16 protein-coding genes are annotated in these 17,188 nt (G+C 29.9%); 11 read left to right on the forward strand and 5 right to left on the reverse strand.

Annotated features, from left to right (window positions below; translation table 11 throughout):
* The first annotated feature begins 1 nt into the window (after position 1).
* Genes KO494_RS03650 through KO494_RS03660 form a run of 3 tightly spaced genes read left to right on the forward strand, consistent with a single transcriptional unit; the run spans position 2 to position 2,768 of the window.
* Complete coding sequence (locus KO494_RS03650) at positions 2–1,207, forward strand: DegT/DnrJ/EryC1/StrS aminotransferase family protein (RefSeq protein ID WP_215966242.1); 1,206 nt, start codon at positions 2–4, stop codon at positions 1,205–1,207.
* Positions 1,204–1,794, forward strand: coding sequence for a sugar transferase (locus tag KO494_RS03655; protein ID WP_215966243.1), 591 nt, complete (start codon positions 1,204–1,206; stop codon positions 1,792–1,794). The genes KO494_RS03650 and KO494_RS03655 overlap by 4 nt, the downstream gene beginning before the upstream one ends.
* Entirely contained in the window at positions 1,791–2,768 is a 978-nt protein-coding gene (locus KO494_RS03660; protein WP_215966244.1) for a polysaccharide deacetylase family protein, read from the forward strand. Before KO494_RS03655 ends, KO494_RS03660 begins: the two co-directional genes overlap by 4 nt.
* Here the strand turns inward: KO494_RS03660 and KO494_RS03665 are convergent.
* Positions 2,765–3,997, reverse strand: a complete 1,233-nt coding sequence (locus KO494_RS03665; protein ID WP_215966245.1) for a GNAT family N-acetyltransferase — start codon at positions 3,995–3,997, stop codon at positions 2,765–2,767. The two genes, KO494_RS03660 and KO494_RS03665, sit on opposite strands and share 4 nt — an antisense overlap.
* 333 nt (positions 3,998–4,330) lie before the next feature.
* Between KO494_RS03665 and KO494_RS03670 the strand changes: the two genes are divergently transcribed.
* From KO494_RS03670 to KO494_RS03685, 4 genes are read left to right on the forward strand one after another with little or no spacing between them, the layout of a single operon-like run.
* The gene (locus KO494_RS03670; protein WP_215966246.1) at positions 4,331–5,479 is read left to right on the forward strand and encodes an aminotransferase class I/II-fold pyridoxal phosphate-dependent enzyme; all 1,149 of its coding nucleotides are present in this window, start codon (positions 4,331–4,333) and stop codon (positions 5,477–5,479) included.
* A complete protein-coding gene (locus tag KO494_RS03675; RefSeq protein ID WP_215966247.1) occupies positions 5,469–7,364 on the forward strand; it encodes a nucleoside-diphosphate sugar epimerase/dehydratase in 1,896 nt (631 codons plus the stop codon). Before KO494_RS03670 ends, KO494_RS03675 begins: the two co-directional genes overlap by 11 nt.
* A gap of 25 nt (positions 7,365–7,389) precedes the next feature.
* Positions 7,390–8,178, forward strand: a complete 789-nt coding sequence (locus KO494_RS03680) for a polysaccharide biosynthesis/export family protein (RefSeq protein WP_215966248.1) — start codon at positions 7,390–7,392, stop codon at positions 8,176–8,178.
* 11 nt (positions 8,179–8,189) lie between these two features.
* The gene (locus KO494_RS03685) at positions 8,190–10,562 is read left to right on the forward strand and encodes a polysaccharide biosynthesis tyrosine autokinase (RefSeq protein WP_215966249.1); all 2,373 of its coding nucleotides are present in this window, start codon (positions 8,190–8,192) and stop codon (positions 10,560–10,562) included.
* 214 nt (positions 10,563–10,776) lie between these two features.
* Here KO494_RS03685 and KO494_RS03690 read toward each other — a convergent pair whose 3' ends face one another.
* Complete coding sequence (locus KO494_RS03690; RefSeq protein ID WP_215966250.1) at positions 10,777–11,955, reverse strand: proline dehydrogenase family protein; 1,179 nt, start codon at positions 11,953–11,955, stop codon at positions 10,777–10,779.
* A gap of 91 nt (positions 11,956–12,046) precedes the next feature.
* Here KO494_RS03690 and aroB point away from each other — a divergent pair, with 91 nt between their 5' ends.
* Together aroB and KO494_RS03700 are read left to right on the forward strand one after the other, a co-directional pair.
* Positions 12,047–13,114: a 3-dehydroquinate synthase gene (gene aroB / locus KO494_RS03695; protein WP_215966251.1), complete on the forward strand. Its 1,068-nt coding sequence runs from the start codon at positions 12,047–12,049 to the stop codon at positions 13,112–13,114.
* Positions 13,115–13,194: 80 nt separating this feature from the next.
* Positions 13,195–13,467, forward strand: coding sequence for a hypothetical protein (locus tag KO494_RS03700; RefSeq protein WP_215966252.1), 273 nt, complete (start codon positions 13,195–13,197; stop codon positions 13,465–13,467).
* Here the strand turns inward: KO494_RS03700 and KO494_RS03705 are convergent, their stop codons facing one another.
* From KO494_RS03705 to KO494_RS03715, 3 genes are all read right to left on the reverse strand, one after another.
* Positions 13,468–13,983 (reverse strand): DinB family protein, encoded by a 516-nt coding sequence (locus KO494_RS03705; RefSeq protein ID WP_215966253.1) that lies wholly within the window; start codon positions 13,981–13,983, stop codon positions 13,468–13,470.
* Positions 13,984–14,043: 60 nt separating this feature from the next.
* Positions 14,044–14,523, reverse strand: coding sequence for an Lrp/AsnC family transcriptional regulator (locus KO494_RS03710; RefSeq protein ID WP_215966254.1), 480 nt, complete (start codon positions 14,521–14,523; stop codon positions 14,044–14,046).
* Between the two features lie 65 nt (positions 14,524–14,588).
* Positions 14,589–15,746 carry a M14 family zinc carboxypeptidase gene (locus KO494_RS03715; RefSeq protein WP_215966255.1) on the reverse strand — a complete coding sequence of 386 codons (1,158 nt, stop codon included), beginning with the start codon at positions 15,744–15,746 and terminating at the stop codon, positions 14,589–14,591.
* A gap of 303 nt (positions 15,747–16,049) precedes the next feature.
* Here KO494_RS03715 and KO494_RS03720 point away from each other — a divergent pair, with 303 nt between their 5' ends.
* Positions 16,050–16,484 carry a helix-turn-helix transcriptional regulator gene (locus KO494_RS03720; protein ID WP_215966256.1) on the forward strand — a complete coding sequence of 145 codons (435 nt, stop codon included), beginning with the start codon at positions 16,050–16,052 and terminating at the stop codon, positions 16,482–16,484.
* Between the two features lie 132 nt (positions 16,485–16,616).
* Complete coding sequence (locus KO494_RS03725; RefSeq protein WP_215966257.1) at positions 16,617–16,985, forward strand: DNA topoisomerase IV; 369 nt, start codon at positions 16,617–16,619, stop codon at positions 16,983–16,985.
* Positions 16,986–17,188 lie beyond the last annotated feature (203 nt).

Consider the following 17,188-nt stretch of genomic DNA (forward strand, 5'->3'; position numbering starts at 1 on the left):
AATGAAAATTCCATTTTCTCCTCCTTTCATTAACAATAATGTAATTAAAGAAGTAACAGACGCCTTAGAATCTGGATGGATTACAACAGGGCCAAAAGTAAAAAAGCTAGAAGAACTTGTTTGCCTGTACACAAAAGCACCTAATGCGCTTGGTGTAAACTCTGCTACCTCAGGACTCATGCTAGCGCTTAAATGGTTTGGTATTGGTGAAGGTGACGAAGTAATTATTCCGGCTTACACCTATGCTGCTACTGCTTTAGCTGTTATTCATGTTGGTGCAACTCCAATAATGGTAGACATAGAAGCGGATTTTAACATCTCTTTAAAAGGTATTAAAAACGCAATAACAGAAGATACAAAAGCAATAATTCCTGTAGATATAGCTGGTTGGCCTTGTGATTATGATGCTATAAACAGTTTGGTAAATAACACTAGAGACCTGTTTCATGCTACACACCCAAATCAAGAAAAACTAGGAAGAATTGTAGTTATAGCAGATGCCGCACATGCCATTGGTGCACAATACAAAAATAAATTTGTTGGTACTACTACAGATATTACAGTGTTCTCTTTTCATGCCGTAAAAAATGTAACCACTGCTGAAGGTGGCGCTATTTGCTTAAACTTACCAGAACCTTTTAATAACCAAGAAGAGTATAATTTTTTACGCTGTTTTTCTTTAAATGGTCAAACCAAAGATGCATTTACTAAATCTAAAGCTGGTGGCTGGAGATATGACATAATATATCCTGGCTTAAAAATGAATCTTCCAGATTTACTTGCAGCTGTTGGTGTAGCACAGTTACCAGAGTATTTTGAAAGTATTTTAGATAAACGAAAAGAAATTTTTTTGTATTACCAAGAATACTTCTCTACTAAAAAATGGGCTATCTTGCCTCCTTTTAAAAACGATAAAAAAATATCTTCTTGCCATTTATACGCTTTACGTATTAAAGACGCTACAGAAGCACAAAGAGATGCTATTATTGATAAAATAGCTGAAAATGGTGTAGCTGTTAATGTACATTTTCAGCCTTTACCTTTATTAAGTTTGTTTAAATCTTATGGTTATAAAATGGAAGATTACCCTAACGCTTTTAATAATTATAAAGCAGAAATATCTTTACCCATTTATCCGCAGCTAACACAAGAACAATTACAGTATATTGTAAGCACAATTACAAAAGCAGTAGAAACCACACTATGATAAAAAGAGTATTTGACATATTTTTTTCCTTGTTAGGCTTAATAATACTTTTTCCAATATTATTAATCATTGCCATACTTATAAAACTAGAATCTAAAGGTTCTATATTTTACAGACAAACGCGAGTAGGCATAAAAAATCAAGATTTTAAAATCTTTAAGTTTAGAACCATGTTTGTAGGATCTGACAAAAAAGGCCTGTTAACACTAGGTGATAATGACGCTAGAGTTACAAAAGTGGGTTACTTTTTACGTAAATATAAATTAGACGAAATACCACAACTAATTAACGTATTACAAGGTTCTATGAGTTTTGTAGGCCCAAGACCAGAAGTAAGAAAATATGTAAACTTTTACTCTCAAGAAGATTTTCAAATACTACAAGTAAAACCAGGTATTACAGACTACGCCTCTATTGCTTTTAGAAACGAAGCTGAACTTTTAAAAGACACTGCTAATCCTGAAAAGTTGTATATTGAAGATATCATGCCAAAAAAAATAGCTTTAAACAAGAAGTATATTGCTAATCCTTCGGTATATATAGATATTAAAATTATTTTAAAAACTTTTTTAAGTATTGTAAAATGAAACTAGAGCAAGGGCATTTTGTAATTTCTTTAGACTTCGAGTTGTATTGGGGCGTTTTTGATGTGCGCTCTATAGAAAATTACAAAAAAAATCTGGAGAAAGTTTCAGAAGTAATACCTAGACTATTACAACTTAGTGACAAGTACAATATTAAACTAACATTTGCTTCTGTAGGTTTTTTATTTGCTTCCACTAAAAAAGAATTAAAACACTTTATTCCTAAAAAAAAACCTAGTTATACTAATGTTAATTTTAGTCCTTATAGATTAATTGATTCTATAGGTAATAATGAAACCGAAGACCCATTTCATTATGCTACATCTTTAATTACACAAATAAAACAAAACGGAAATCACGAAATAGCAAGCCATACTTTTTGCCACTATTTCTGCAATGAAACAGGACAAACAGAAGCAGAATTTGAAGCAGACTTACTTGCCAGTATAGATATTGCCAAACAACATGGTATTGCAATAAAAAGTATTGTTTTTCCTAGAAATCAGATAAACAAAAACTATTTAAAAATTTGTGCAAAACATGGTATTTTAAGCTATAGAGGCACAGAAAAATACTGGATGTACAACACAAAAGACACCAAGCAACTAGGTGAAATAAAACATAGATTTTTTAGATTATTAGATACTTATCTTAATATTTCTGGATACAACACCCACGAACCCATAATGCATCATGGTTTAATAAATATTGCTTCTAGTAGATTTTTAAGACCATATAGTAGCAAATTATATTTTTTAGAAAACTTAAAAATTAAAAGAATTAAAAAAGGAATGACCTATGCTGCAAATCATAAACAAGTATATCATTTATGGTGGCATCCTCATAATTTTGGAAGCAATACAGAACAAAATTTTAAAGCATTAGAAACCCTTTTTATACATTACAACACTTTAAAAACCACCTATAACTTTCAATGTAAAACCATGAAAGAATTAGCAGAACACACTACAAGTTAACTAAACGTTATTTTATATTTATTCTTCTCTCCTACAACACAATAACCATCTTTATCTAAATTTTTAATTGCATATATATTTAATACTGAAATGTCTTCAGGATTTTTATATAATTCATCAAAAACAATAGGTTTTAAAAAAGAATATTTTTCGTGTTGTAAATCAATTAACACCATTGTGTCTAACACTTTTATTTCTTTTAATTTTTCAATAGAATACGCTCTTCTTACAACGGTTTTTGCTTTTTTTCCTTTCAACAAAAACTTAATTTTTACATATTTTTCGTTTACATTTTTATCCCTTAAATACTGCTTTAGCTCATATTTAGACTTAACAAATTTTGCTACAGCAGATGCTACCAAGCTTTTAGAATCATATAAAATATGGTTTTCATAAACATACTCCATATTAGTCCATCTATTTTTATATTCATATTCTCCTTTTGAAAAATCATAAATAGTATATCCATTTTCAAAACACCAATTAAACAGTTTGATTATTGTAGTATGCCCTAAATTAAACCTGTAATAATCAGTATCAAAAGAGGTAATTGCATAAAACATAGTAGTATCAGATAAAAAACTTAAAGACACACCAATTGGCTTATCATTATTACAGATCGTTATCAATAATGCTCGTTTTTCTTGCAGCATTTTAAATATTAACGCATAGTAATAATCCCAAGTTTCTAAGATATCATTACCTTTTTGCAACTCATTAAATCGCTTTGTCAACAAGGCTTTAAACCCTTTCATAATAGTAATATACCTGTCCTTTTCTATGCTGTCATTATAAATAGAATAACTAATATTAAAACAAGTTTCTAGTCGCTCCTGGTTACGTCTAAACTTATATCTTGTGTTCGATTTAAACTGGTTTTTAGCAAAAGCATCATAACTTTCAAAAGCATCTAATTTTGCTAAAAATCCCTTATACTGCTTTACCTTAAAACATTTTAAGTCTGAAAACTCAGGTGCTTCTAAATTAAAATAAGAAGGCACATCATGTAATAAAAATGTATTTCCTTTAAAATCTTTTTCTTCAAGATCTAAAACATAAGACATACCATTGGTTATATTTTTACCAACATTATAATACAAAGGAAACCACTTGCTTTTTACAAAGGCAACATTTTTAATAAATTTAAAGTTTAAACCTTGTTTTGATGCATTAAAAAACTTAGACCAAATAGTAGTAAAGGCCTTGGTAACAAACGGGTTATTTTTCATAAAAGAATTAATAGCTTGCACTAAATTATTACTTATTAAGTACATATCCTAACCTAATACACTATTAAAACAAAAAACAACGTAGCTATAATCTTATATTTTTGTATATTTAACAATAACAGTGACAGATAGTTACAACACTCATCCTTTTAACATACTGATTAACCAAAAAACAGTTACAAAAACATATTATAGCCATATAAATTAAATAAGCAAAAAGCATACATAAATCTAGATAAAACTTAATACCTTTAATATTTAAAATCAAAGAACGTTTAAATGGGTTTTTTGTCGTATTTTTTTGATTTATACTTTAAAAACAATAATATTTATATGGCTATTAATGAATCTAAACTGAATTCTAAAATCTGGTTATCTCCACCACATATGAGTGGACACGAACAGGAATTCATAACAGAAGCATTTAAATTAAATTGGATTGCACCCTTAGGACCAAACGTAAACGGTTTTGAAAACGATATAGAAACATATCTACAACAAAATAGTTACGCTGCAGTTTTAAGCTCAGGAACAGCAGCAATACATCTTGCATTAATACTTTTAGGTGTTAAACAAGGAGATGAAGTTATATGCCAAACAAAAACGTTTGTAGCATCTGTAAACCCTGTGACATATTTAGGAGCAACTCCTATTTTAGTAGATAGCGAAGAACAAACATGGAATATATGTCCTGTTTTATTAGAAAAAACAATAAAAGACAGAATTAGTAAAGGAAAAAAACCAAAAGCAATTATAACCATTAATCTATACGGAATGCCATATAACGTAAAACAAATACATGCCATATCTAATAAATACAGTATTCCTGTTATAGAAGATAGTGCAGAAGCATTTGGTAGTGAGGTTAACGGACAAAAATGTGGTACTTTTGGCGATTTTTCTGTGCTTTCGTTTAACGGAAATAAAATAATAACCACATCTGGTGGTGGCGCTTTAATATGCAAAACCGAAACCTTAAAGAAAAAAGCCATTTTTTTAGCAACACAAGCAAAAGAAGACGGAATAGCATACACACACAACACCATTGGGTACAACTACAGAATGTCTAACATTATTGCCGGAATTGGTAGAGGACAAATAAAAGCACTAGACCATCACGTAGCACTTAGAAGAAGAAACTACAACCACTATTACAAACACTTAAAAAATATTAAAGCCATACGTTTTTTAAAAGAGCCTAAAGGCTACACGTCTAACAGATGGTTAACCTGTGTTTTACTTAACACAAAACAAACACGAGACAATTTACTTAAACTACTAAATGACAACAATATAGAAGCAAGACCATCCTGGAAACCAATGCATCTACAACCCTTATACAAAGATACTCCTGCTTACTTAAACCAAGTTTCTGAAAATTTATTCAAGAAAGGACTTTGCTTACCAAGCGGATCAAGCCTTACCGAAACCGATTTAAATAGAATAACAAAATTAATTATATCATACTTTGATGAATTATAATGACATATTAAGAAAACTAACAGAAAAATACGCATCCAAATGGCTTGTGCTTTTGTTTGATTCTTGTATTGTAATTTTCACCTTCTTTATTGCCTATATAATTAGATTTAATTTTGAAATAGATTTTAATTTTTACAACTTCTTAAAACAGTTACCATTTGTATTTGTTGCTACAATTATCAGCTTTCTTATTGTAAACTCACATAAAGGCGTTGTAAGATTTACAGGTGTTAAAGATGTTGTAAATGTTGTAATTGGTTTAAATATTTTAGCTACTATTTTAATTATTTCAACCTATATCAGCAGAAAATATAATTTTGATAGTGTTTTTGATATTCCTGGATCTATTATTTACATTCATTTATTATTAAATATCTTCTTTTTAATTGGAACAAAGTTTTTTATAAAATCTATGTACAGAAGTCTGTTTCATGATTTTGACAAATTAAAAACAGTTCTTATTTACGGAGCAGGAAACTCAGGAATGATTACCTATGACGCTATTACAAACGATGCAAAAAACAATATTAAAGTTTTTGGATTCTTAGACGATAAAGAAGGGAAAATTGGAAAAAAAATAAACATGCTAAATGTTTATAATCCTAAAAAAATAGACAAGGAATTTGTAGAAAAAAACAAAATAGACGAAGTAATCATCTCTATTCAAAGCATTAACTCTAATAGACTACTAGAGATTTCTGGGTCCTTTTTTGCGCTAAACTTAAAAGTAAAAATTGTACCAGACGTACAACATTGGATTGATGGAGACTTAAGCATAGGACAAATAAAAGACATTAAAATAGAAGATCTTTTAGGCAGAGAACCAATACGTATTGACAACCCTTTACTAATAGACGAATACAACAACAAAGTACTTTTAGTAACAGGAGCAGCAGGATCTATAGGTAGCGAATTGGTAAGAAAACTAAGTCATTTTAAATTTAAAAAATTAATAATTATTGATAATTCTGAATCTGCTTTATATGATTTACAGCAAGAACTTAAAAGAAATAAGATTACCAACACTGAAACCATTGTTGCAGACGTAAGAAATAAACAACGATTAGATCAAATTTTTAACATCTATAAACCACAAATCATATTTCACGCAGCCGCATATAAACATGTTCCTTTAATGGAAAAAAACCCATTCGAAGCAGTTAGCGTAAATGTTTTTGGCACATATAATGTTGCAGAATTAGCCATGAAACATGGAGCAGATAAGTTTATACTAATTTCAACAGACAAGGCCGTAAACCCAACAAATGTAATGGGTGCCACAAAACGAATTGCAGAAATAAGCATATTCTGCCAGAAAAAAATTGTAAAAGGAAAAACAAAATTTATCATTACAAGATTTGGCAACGTACTAGGGTCTAACGGCTCTGTAATTCCGTTATTTAAAAAACAAATAGAAACAGGAGGACCATTAACTGTAACGCACAAAGACATCATTCGTTATTTTATGACAATTCCTGAAGCCAGCCAATTAGTTCTAGAAGCAGCAGCCATGGGATTGGGTGAAGAAATATTTGTTTTCGACATGGGAAAACCTATTAAAATAATAGACTTAGCTAAAAATATGATAGCACTTTCTGGATTAAATTACCCAGAAGATATTGATATAAAAATAATAGGATTAAGACCTGGAGAAAAAATATTTGAAGAACTATTAATAGATGGCGAAAACACAAAACCTACCTATAACGAAAAAATAATGATTGCAAAATGTAAAGAAGTAACCAAAGAACAACTAGATAAAATAAAAAAATTATTAATGCACGACTCCACATCCTCAAATATTGAAATCGTTTCTTTAATAAAAGACATAGTACCAGAATACAACCCTAACAACACTAAATATGATGTTTTAAACATAAAATAAACTTACAAAAAAAACGCTATTAATCATGAAACCACTTTTTAACCAACCAAAACGCAACTTGCTTGCTACCTGTATTGCTTTTTTATTATTTGCATCATGCGCCACAAGACAAGACGTTGCTTACTTTCAAGACGAACCACTTGAAAACTATGAAGAAGTAGATTTTAACACAGACATCATCTACAAAACCAATGACAAACTCTCTATCATTGTATCTTCAATAGATCCTGAAGCCGCTAGACCTTTTAATTTACCTACAATTTCTGAAGGACAATCTGCTATTGTAACACAAGGAAGCACCAAAATGCAAACCTATTTAGTAGACAAATTTGGAAACATTGAATTTCCTGTTCTTGGACAACTTAAAGTTGGAGGTTTAGGCAGAACCGAAGCCACAGAATTAATTAAAGAAAGATTAAAAGAATACCTAAAAGACCCAATTGTAAATATTAGACTAATAAACTTTACCGTTACTATACTTGGTGAAGTACGTAATCCTGGAACATTTGTTTTAGAAGACGAAAAAATATCTCTTTCTGAAGCCTTAGGTTATGCAGGAGACTTAACCATTCACGGCAGAAGAGACAACGTTTTACTTATTAGAGACAATAACGGACAAAAAAAATACGCAAAATTTGATTTAACCTCTATTTCTGTAGTAAATAACCAAAGTTATTATTTAACGCAGGATGACGTTATCTACGTTTCACCAAACAAAGCTAGAATACGCTCTTCTACATACAACCAAAACACAGCAGTGGTAATTTCAGCACTCGCTGTATTAGTCTCACTTACCGCAATAATTGTAAATTAATAACCTTACTAATGAATAATAACGCTGCAAATCAAAAAGAGCATTTTAGAGACTTAGTAGATCCGTATTTAGGAAAATGGAAACTAGTCCTTCTTTGTGTTATAGCTGCAATAGCTTTAGCTCATTTATATTTAAGATACGCTACATACCAATACAAAGCTAGTGCTACAATACAAATTAAAGACGAAAGACAAAGCACAAAACTACCAGAACTTTCTTCTTTACAAAACTACGGCTTGTTCAAAAAAGACCTAAACAACGTTTTAGACGAAGCTGAAATTGTTGGCTCAAGAGAGCTAATAGAACAAGTAGTTAAAGAGCTAAAATTTAATATTCAATATTATGTTGAAGGAAGAATACAAAAACACGAAGTATACGTTAATCCTCCACTAAACCTAAACTTTAGCGCACCAGACTCCATACTTTTTCAAGCCGATACTATTTTAAATGTAAAAATACACTCTAAAACACAATTTTTACTAAAAGGCATAACCGAAAGCGAAAAAATATGGAAATCTAAAGATCAAAACATTGAAGACCAAGGTGTGCTTCATAGTTTTGGACAACCAATAAAAACAGGATTTGGAGATATTATTATAACACCAAACCTAGATCAATATGCTACTAAAATTGGATCAAATATAACTATAGAAATCTCTCCTATTAGCAAAATAACAGGAAACTATAAAGGCAATTTACGTATTGAAACCAAAGAATACTCTAGCATTATTAAACTTTCTATATCAGACAACAACAAAGATAAAGCTTCTTTATTTTTAAGCAAACTAATTGAAGTTTACAACAGAGACGTTGTTAAAGACAAACAACAAGTAGTAGAGATTACTTCAGATTTTATTAATAGCAGACTTGAAATTGTCTCCAGAGAATTAGGCCAAGTAGATTTAACTGCAGAAACTGTTCAAAAAAGAAACAGACTAACAGATATTGCAACACAATCTAACATCTTTTTACAAAACGAAAGAGACAATGAAGCACAAATAATAAATACAAGCAATCAAATTCAACTTATAGAATATATGAAAGATTTTGTGGATGAAAACAGTGAATCTTCAGATCTTTTACCTGCAAACATAGGTATTGCAGAAAATTCTATTAGTGAAATTACTAGAAGACACAACGATCTAGTCATAGAAAGAAACAGGCTTTTAAAACACTCTAGTGAAAAAAATCCAACCGTTGTAAATTTAACCAACCAAATTAATGAGTTAAAAGGAAATTTAAATCAAAATTTAAACAACATTAAATCTTCTAATGAAATTACTTTAAGCGCGTTAAACGAAAAAGCGAATAAAATTAGTGGTCAAATTTACACCACGCCAACAAAACAAAGACAGTTTAGAGATACGCAAAGACAGCAAAACATAAAAGAATCACTATACTTATATCTGCTTCAAAAACGTGAAGAAGCCGCTATTTCTCATGGTATCTCCTCTCCTAACGCCAAAATTGTAGACAATGGTTACGCTAGTGAAAAACCAGTTTCTCCAATAAAACCAATAGTATATTTATCTGCTCTTATTTTAGGAGCTAGCTTACCAATTGGTTTAATATACTTATTTCAATTACTAGACTCTAAAGTACACACAATAAAAGATATTAAAAAGAATATAGACGTACCGTATTTAGGAGATATACCAAAATCTAACAATCGTAAAAAACTAATTGAAAAAGTAGATTACTCTGCTAAAGCAGAAGCCTTTAGAATGGTAAGAACCAATATAGATTTTATGCTTCAAGGTATTACAGATAGAGCTAAAATTATATTTGTTACTTCTACCACAAATCAAGAAGGAAAATCACACACTTCAATAAATCTAGCTTCTTCTCTTTCTTATTCAGAAAAGAAAGTACTTTTAATAGAAACAGATATCAGAGTACCTAAAGCTACTAATTACTTAAAAATTAAAAACGATAAAGGCATCACTAACTACATTGGTAACGAAAAACTTACCGCTAAAGAGGTAACAACTCAAATAGAAGACAACCCTTTTTTAGAAGTAATTTCAGCAGGAGTAGTACCTCCTAACCCTTCAGAATTACTAATGAATGATCGTGTAGGTGAGCTTTTTGAAGCAGTTAAAAATAAATACGACTACATTATTGTAGATACAGCTGCTGTTGGTCTAGTTACAGACACCTTACTTATTAGTAAATATGCAGACATGTTTGTTTACGTAGTAAGAGCTAATTATATAGACAAACGCCAACTACATATAGCACAAACCATGTACTCAGAAAAACGCTTACCTAATATGGCAATACTACTAAATGCAGTAGACCATAAAAAATCTGGAAGCTACACCTATGGTTATGGTAAAAACCCAATCAAGAAAAAATGGTGGAAATTCAAGAAAAACAAGTAGCATACTAAAGCAAAAAAATCCCGAAAATTTCGGGATTTTTTTTTATTCTTTAAATAATATCAATCAGCTTTTTTAAACATTTATTGATATTGGTATTTATAAAACATTCTTTTTAAACACAATATATTAACCAAATTAAATATTTAGTTTTAAGCGCATTAATACTAATCAGACAAAGTAAAGATTCAACTTAACAAAAGAACAAAAACCACTCTTACCTTTGTGATTTTCTACGTTGTTTTTCTTTTTTCAACAAAGTTAACTCTCTACCTGTTTGTCCTGCTACAGAAGTATTTTCTTCTGCTCTACGAATTAAATAAGGCATCACATCTTTTACAGGACCAAAAGGTATATACTTTGCAACATTATATCCATAATGCGCTAAATTATAACTTATATGATCACTCATTCCGTAAAGTTGACCAAACCAAACCCTAGCATCATTATTAACTATGTTTTTTTCTTTCATTAAATCCATAACCAAATAACTACTATCCTCATTATGCGTACCTACAAAAACAGACATAGAATCAATATGATCTAGCATATACGCTACAGCTTCATTAAAATTCTCATCTGTTGCTTGTTTACTAACACAAATAGGTGAAGTATAGCCATATTTTTCTGCTCTTTCATTTTCTTTCTCCATATAAGCACCACGAACCAATTTATAACCAAGAAAATAATTATTCGCTTTGGCTAAAGCTGCTTCTTTTTTCAAAAAAGCCATTCTATCATGCCTATACATTTGCAAAGTATTATACACAATAGGTTTTTCTGTATTATACAATTGCATCATTTGCGTAACCAAAGCATCTGCAGCATCTTGCATCCAGCTTTCTTCACCATCAATTAAAACAACAACATCTTTTTCTTTGGCTGCTTTACACACCGTATCAAACCTAGCAACCACTCTATTCCACTCTTCCTGCTCTGTTTCAGTTAGCATTTTTCCTTCGCCTAATTTTTGATACAAATAAAACCTACCAAAACCTGTTGGTTTAAAAACCACAATTGGCATGCTCTCTTTTTCATCTGCAAAATTTAAAATCTTTAATATTTTGTGCATTGCAGCATCAAATTCGGTTTCATTCTCTTTTCCTTCAACAGAATAATCTAACACAGAACTCACTCCTTTTGTATACATGTTTTCTATAACATACAAGCAATCATCTTCACTTACACCTCCGCAAAAATGATCAAAAACAGTAGAACGTATTAAGCCTTCTATTGGTAAATTAGCTTTTAAAGCAAAATTGGTAGCAGCTGTACCAATACGAACCAAGGGTTCGTTAGAAATCATTTTAAACAAAAAATAAGCTCGCTCTAATTGAGAGTCATTTTTTAACGCAAAAGCAATTTCTGTATTTTCAAAAATTTTATCTGAATGCATAACAATAATAAATTATTGAACAAATATAATTCAAGTCTATCATATTTGATTAATTTCTCCTTATTTTTACCCTAAAATAATTACATTATTAATGACACCTATTAACACCCAAGATTACAGTATTTATTTCAATAAAGACGCTTATAAAGCTCTAAATGAAAACTTAAACACAGCTAACTATTCTAAAATATTCTTTATAGTAGATGAAAATACTAACGCAGACTGTATTCCTTTTGTTTTAGCCAATATAGAATCTGAGATTAGTTATGATATATTAGAAATTGAATCTGGCGAAGAAAATAAAAACCTAGACATATGCTTAGGTCTTTGGGAAGCACTATCTGAGCATGGAGCAGACAGAAAAAGCCTTATTATTAATATTGGTGGTGGTGTAATTACAGACTTAGGTGGCTTTGTTGCTTCTACCTTTAAACGCGGCATTAGATTTATTAACATTCCCACTTCACTACTAGCAATGGTAGACGCTTCAATTGGCGGAAAAACAGGAATAGATCTAGGACATTTAAAAAACCAGATAGGTGTTATAAACACAGCTGAAATGGTACTGATAGACACTGCTTTTTTAAGCACGTTACCAGAAAACCAAATGCGTTCAGGCCTAGCAGAAATGCTTAAACACGGCTTAATCTCTAATAAAACCTATTGGAATAAATTTTTAGACCTTTCCAAGCTTACAACAGAAGATTTAGACGTGTTAATTTATGAATCTATTCTTATAAAAAAGAACATTGTAGCGCAAGATCCTTATGAAGAAAATATTAGAAAAACCTTAAATTACGGACACACCTTAGGACACGCTATAGAATCTTATTTTTTAAGCAATGAAGACAAAAAACCCTTACTACATGGCGAAGCTATTGCTGTAGGTATGATTTTAGCTAGTTATATCTCTACCAAACTTACAGGACTTAACGAAACAACTAACCAAGAAATTAAATCTACAATTCTAGACACTTTTAACAGAGTTACTTTTAAAGAAGAAGACTACAACCCTATTATAGAATTACTTATTTACGACAAAAAGAACGAACATGGAAACATTCACTTTGTACTTCTTGAAGACATAGGAAAGCCTGTACTAGACTGTAAAGTTTCTAATGAACTAATAATTGAGGCTTTTAAATTTTACGCATCTTAATTTATTAACTTAAAAATTTTGTAACTTTAAATCGCTTGTTAAAGAAATACTATTGATTTATTAACTTAAATACTCTAGTTATGCAAAGATTAATTGTAGATTACAAAAAACTAACACCAGAACTCCTGGAGTTATTGACAAAAAAGTTTCCTGATGGCTATGGAGACAAAGACATTATTGTTTTTGACAACCACAAAAATGAAACCATTGAAGCTGTTGAAGTTAAAACAGAAGAAGCTGTTTACTTAGTAAAAGTAAGTAGTAAATTACATTACACCATGACTAATTTTGATAGTAATGATGATTTTCTGTTAAATAATTCTGGACATATTGTTTTTGATGAAGAGGAGTAATTACAAATACCTTTCTTCAACCACTTGACTATGGTGTTTTACATGACCAATTACAATAAAACCTATAGCTCTAACAGACATATCTCCTCCACTTGCTTTACCGCTCTGCAAAAGCATTTGATTGGTAAAACTTTTAAATAGACTTATTGTTGACTCTCTTACGTGAGTAAACTCTTCAATAAGCGCCTCTTTAGTTCTTCTATTAGCAACACTAGACAAGGTATACGCATTTTCATCAAAACCTGGTAATTCTGTTTTATCGTTTCTAGAAAAACGCAATGCACGATAAGCAAAAACACGTTCTGTATCTATCATATGCTGTATCACCTCTTTAATAGTCCACTTTCCTTCTGCATAAGCATACATCATTTTATCTTCTGGCAAACTATTAAAAAAACGAAGCGCATCTACTAAACCTTCACTTAAACCTTCTAACAAGCTTAAATCTCCAACTTTATTAATATATGTTTTATAATATTCGTTATACTCTAACGCACTAATATCTACTGTTTTCATTTTAAGAAATAAAAAAAGCCCTTTACAAAGAAAAGGGCTTCTGTTTTGTTGTTTTTGTTTTTATAATTCGCTAAAAATAGAATGCATTAAACGCTTTTTATCGTTAATACTCTCTTCTAAAGATATCATTGTTTCTGTTCTGTAAATACCTTCAATATCATCTAGTCTAAATATAATATCTTTTGCGTGCTCTGTGTTTTTAGCTCTAATCTTACAAAAAATATTAAATTTGCCTGTAGTAATATGAGCCACAGTAACATTAGATATTTCATTTATTCTTTCTAACACAAATTTAGTTTGTGATGTGTTTTTTAAAAACACTCCAACATACGCAATAAATGAATACCCTAATTTTTTATAATCTAAAGTTAAAGAAGACCCTTTAATAATCCCTGCATCTTCCATTTTTTTAACTCTAACATGAACAGTTCCTGCAGAAATCAATAATTTTTTTGCTATATCTGTAAAAGGAACTCTTGTATTTTCAATCAACATATCTAATATCTGATGATCAATTTCGTCTAATTTAAACTTCGCCATTTTTCTAATAATATTATATTTTAATCAAAAATAATACATTTTTATTGATTTTTATATACTAAATATTAAGATTCTATTAATTTTAATGATAATTTTTCATTATTCAGAATTACTAAATCGTTTTCGTAACCCTCAAATACAATCTCATTATCAATAGTGAACACCAAAGAACCTTTAGCATCATAGCTTTTATGTGCATAAAAAGAGTTGGCCTTTGTGATTTTTTCAATTTTAGGAACAAAAACAACACTTTCTCCCTGTAATCGCTCCTGATATTGCACAGTAATATCTACCAACTCACCTTGCTCTACTACTCTGGCATTCTTTATAATAACATCATAAAAAAGCTTTTGATTTTCTGGAATATGCAAATAAGAAGCATATGCATCTCCAGAAACAGTATTATTAGCTATGTAATTTAAAGAAACTACTAAGGATTGAAATATATACTCCCTAACCACTTCTCTTGCATAATCATTACTATAGTGACCTGCTTCAAAAAGAACCGTTGGCACATTATATGTTTGAAACGTATCACCAACACAGTTAATATTAAAAGCATCATCATAAATACCCACTTGATTTGGTATCTGTTGTTGCAAATTAGCATTCATTACTGCTATTAACTCCATAGCTCGCTTTCTATTGTCTGTAATTAAACAATCTGGATCTTGCGCAGGAGCTAAAAAGGAAACCGTAGCTAAATTACTAGTATTTCCTGCACTAAAAATAGTACGTTGACCATGTAGATTATAACAAAAATGAGGTTTAAAACGCTCAAAACAGTCTTTAAGCACAATACTTTCTGGTTGTGTAAGATTTTGTGCATCTCTATTTAAATCTACCTCATTTGCATTTATACGTGTATACGCTTTAGCGCCATCTGGATTTAAAATAGGAATAATCTTTATTGTACAAGTGTTTAATATAGCATTAGACACTTCATTTTGGCTTATTAAGAGGTTTAAAAGATCAAATACTGCCTTTGTAGTAGTACTTTCATTTCCGTGCATTTGAGACCACATCAATATCTTTTTTGGTCCATTACCAATAGTTATTGTATGAATATCTTGATTAAGAACAGACTTTCCTATAACAGAAACATCACATTCTGATTCTAATTTTTTTAATAAAGGAGCTATGTCTTTTAAGTGAATATACCTATGATAAAGCGCCTCTTCTTTATGTTTTGTAAACAACGTTTTTAAGAATTCTATTTGCATGAGTTTTATAATTGATTACAAAGGTAAACAATTGATAATTTACATTTGTAAACATGAAAAAAGAATTTTTAGGTTTACATTGTTAAACAACAATACCGGCTTCTACAAAAGTAAACAGCAAATTAGTGGTAAAATTTTAACAAATTAAAGAAATAAAACCTAATTTACTTGTTTTCAGTATTTTAATAGTGTTTATATCAAGTAATTAATTAACTAAATTTAAGTATATTAGAATAACACTATTAGGTTAAAGAAATATTGTTTACATTTGTAACGCTATAACAAGAAACCAATTTGTTTACAATGATAAACACTGATGCATTTTCAAAAAGACTTCAAAAAATCATAGATTATTATGGAGAAAGCGCCTCTTCTTTTGCTGAAAAAGTAGGAGTACAACGCTCTACTATTTCACATATTCTTTCTGGCAGAAATAAACCAAGTTTAGATTTTGTAATGAAGGTACTCTCCCATTTTCCAGAAGTAGAATTATATTGGTTAATGAATGGAAAAGGAATTTTTCCGAATGAAAATAAAAACGAAACAAAAGTTAAAGAAATTGAAAAAGTAAAAAAAGAAGTAGCAATAGAAAATAAAACACTTCCTTCAAAAAAGGAAAATGAAGAAACACCTCCTTTACCTTCTTCTGCAATTTCTTCCATTTCTTCATCAGACAAAAAAATAGAACGAATTGTAATTTTTTACAGTGATGGTAGTTTTCAAAATTTTGAGAATTAAGCGTTATCTCTTTTCTTTTTTTAAATATTCAATTCTAAGGCAATTGGCATTTTCATTATATTCTGTATTATTTTTCTTAAAACTGAGGTAACAGAATACAAAAGATTAGTAATTTTGTATAAAACATTTTTAATGAGATATTTTCTATTTGCCTTGATCCTATTAACTTTTTCAAATTGTTACCAAGTAGAAAGAGATTGTACTAATTTTAAAACAGGTACTTTTTATAGCGAAGTAACTATAGATAATAAAGTTTACACTTCAAACTTTACAAGAACAAATGATTTTCAGGTAGAAGTTTATAATGGCAAAACAGACTCTACACAAGTACGCTGGATAAATGATTGTGAAATGATTTTTAAAACCATTAACCCTAAAAGTATGGCTGCGCATAAAGATGTGCATTTAAAAATATTAACAACAACAGATTCTTCATACACGTTTGAGTACTCTTATGTTGGTGAAAAACTAAAACAAAAAGGAACTGCTTTTAAAAAGTAGTTGTGCTTAATTTAACCAAACCCAAAACTGAATGAATAAAATCCAAATTTTTCTACTATTGATTTTAATTACAAGTTGCGGAAATCAAACAGAATTGAAAAACCAAATTAACCAGTTACAAACTCAAAATGACAGTTTAAATCGGAATTAAAAAAATATGAAAATAAATATGTATTTGACCAATTACAGTAATACATTACAAC

Source organism: Lacinutrix sp. C3R15 (assembly GCF_018860825.1).
Taxonomy (GTDB): domain Bacteria; phylum Bacteroidota; class Bacteroidia; order Flavobacteriales; family Flavobacteriaceae; genus Oceanihabitans.

What these genes read in the sequence shown, in the direction of transcription:
- KO494_RS03650 (WP_215966242.1), top strand. Translation starts at nt 2, where the DNA reads ATGAAAATTCCATTTTCTCCTCCTTTCATTAACAATAATGTAATTAAA.
- KO494_RS03655 (WP_215966243.1), top strand. Translation starts at nt 1,204, where the DNA reads ATGATAAAAAGAGTATTTGACATATTTTTTTCCTTGTTAGGCTTAATA.
- KO494_RS03660 (WP_215966244.1), top strand. Translation starts at nt 1,791, where the DNA reads ATGAAACTAGAGCAAGGGCATTTTGTAATTTCTTTAGACTTCGAGTTG.
- KO494_RS03665 (WP_215966245.1), bottom strand. Translation starts at nt 3,997, where the DNA reads ATGAAAAATAACCCGTTTGTTACCAAGGCCTTTACTACTATTTGGTCT.
- KO494_RS03670 (WP_215966246.1), top strand. Translation starts at nt 4,331, where the DNA reads ATGGCTATTAATGAATCTAAACTGAATTCTAAAATCTGGTTATCTCCA.
- KO494_RS03675 (WP_215966247.1), top strand. Translation starts at nt 5,469, where the DNA reads ATGAATTATAATGACATATTAAGAAAACTAACAGAAAAATACGCATCC.
- KO494_RS03680 (WP_215966248.1), top strand. Translation starts at nt 7,390, where the DNA reads ATGAAACCACTTTTTAACCAACCAAAACGCAACTTGCTTGCTACCTGT.
- KO494_RS03685 (WP_215966249.1), top strand. Translation starts at nt 8,190, where the DNA reads ATGAATAATAACGCTGCAAATCAAAAAGAGCATTTTAGAGACTTAGTA.
- KO494_RS03690 (WP_215966250.1), bottom strand. Translation starts at nt 11,955, where the DNA reads ATGCATTCAGATAAAATTTTTGAAAATACAGAAATTGCTTTTGCGTTA.
- aroB (WP_215966251.1), top strand. Translation starts at nt 12,047, where the DNA reads ATGACACCTATTAACACCCAAGATTACAGTATTTATTTCAATAAAGAC.
- KO494_RS03700 (WP_215966252.1), top strand. Translation starts at nt 13,195, where the DNA reads ATGCAAAGATTAATTGTAGATTACAAAAAACTAACACCAGAACTCCTG.
- KO494_RS03705 (WP_215966253.1), bottom strand. Translation starts at nt 13,983, where the DNA reads ATGAAAACAGTAGATATTAGTGCGTTAGAGTATAACGAATATTATAAA.
- KO494_RS03710 (WP_215966254.1), bottom strand. Translation starts at nt 14,523, where the DNA reads ATGGCGAAGTTTAAATTAGACGAAATTGATCATCAGATATTAGATATG.
- KO494_RS03715 (WP_215966255.1), bottom strand. Translation starts at nt 15,746, where the DNA reads ATGCAAATAGAATTCTTAAAAACGTTGTTTACAAAACATAAAGAAGAG.
- KO494_RS03720 (WP_215966256.1), top strand. Translation starts at nt 16,050, where the DNA reads ATGATAAACACTGATGCATTTTCAAAAAGACTTCAAAAAATCATAGAT.
- KO494_RS03725 (WP_215966257.1), top strand. Translation starts at nt 16,617, where the DNA reads ATGAGATATTTTCTATTTGCCTTGATCCTATTAACTTTTTCAAATTGT.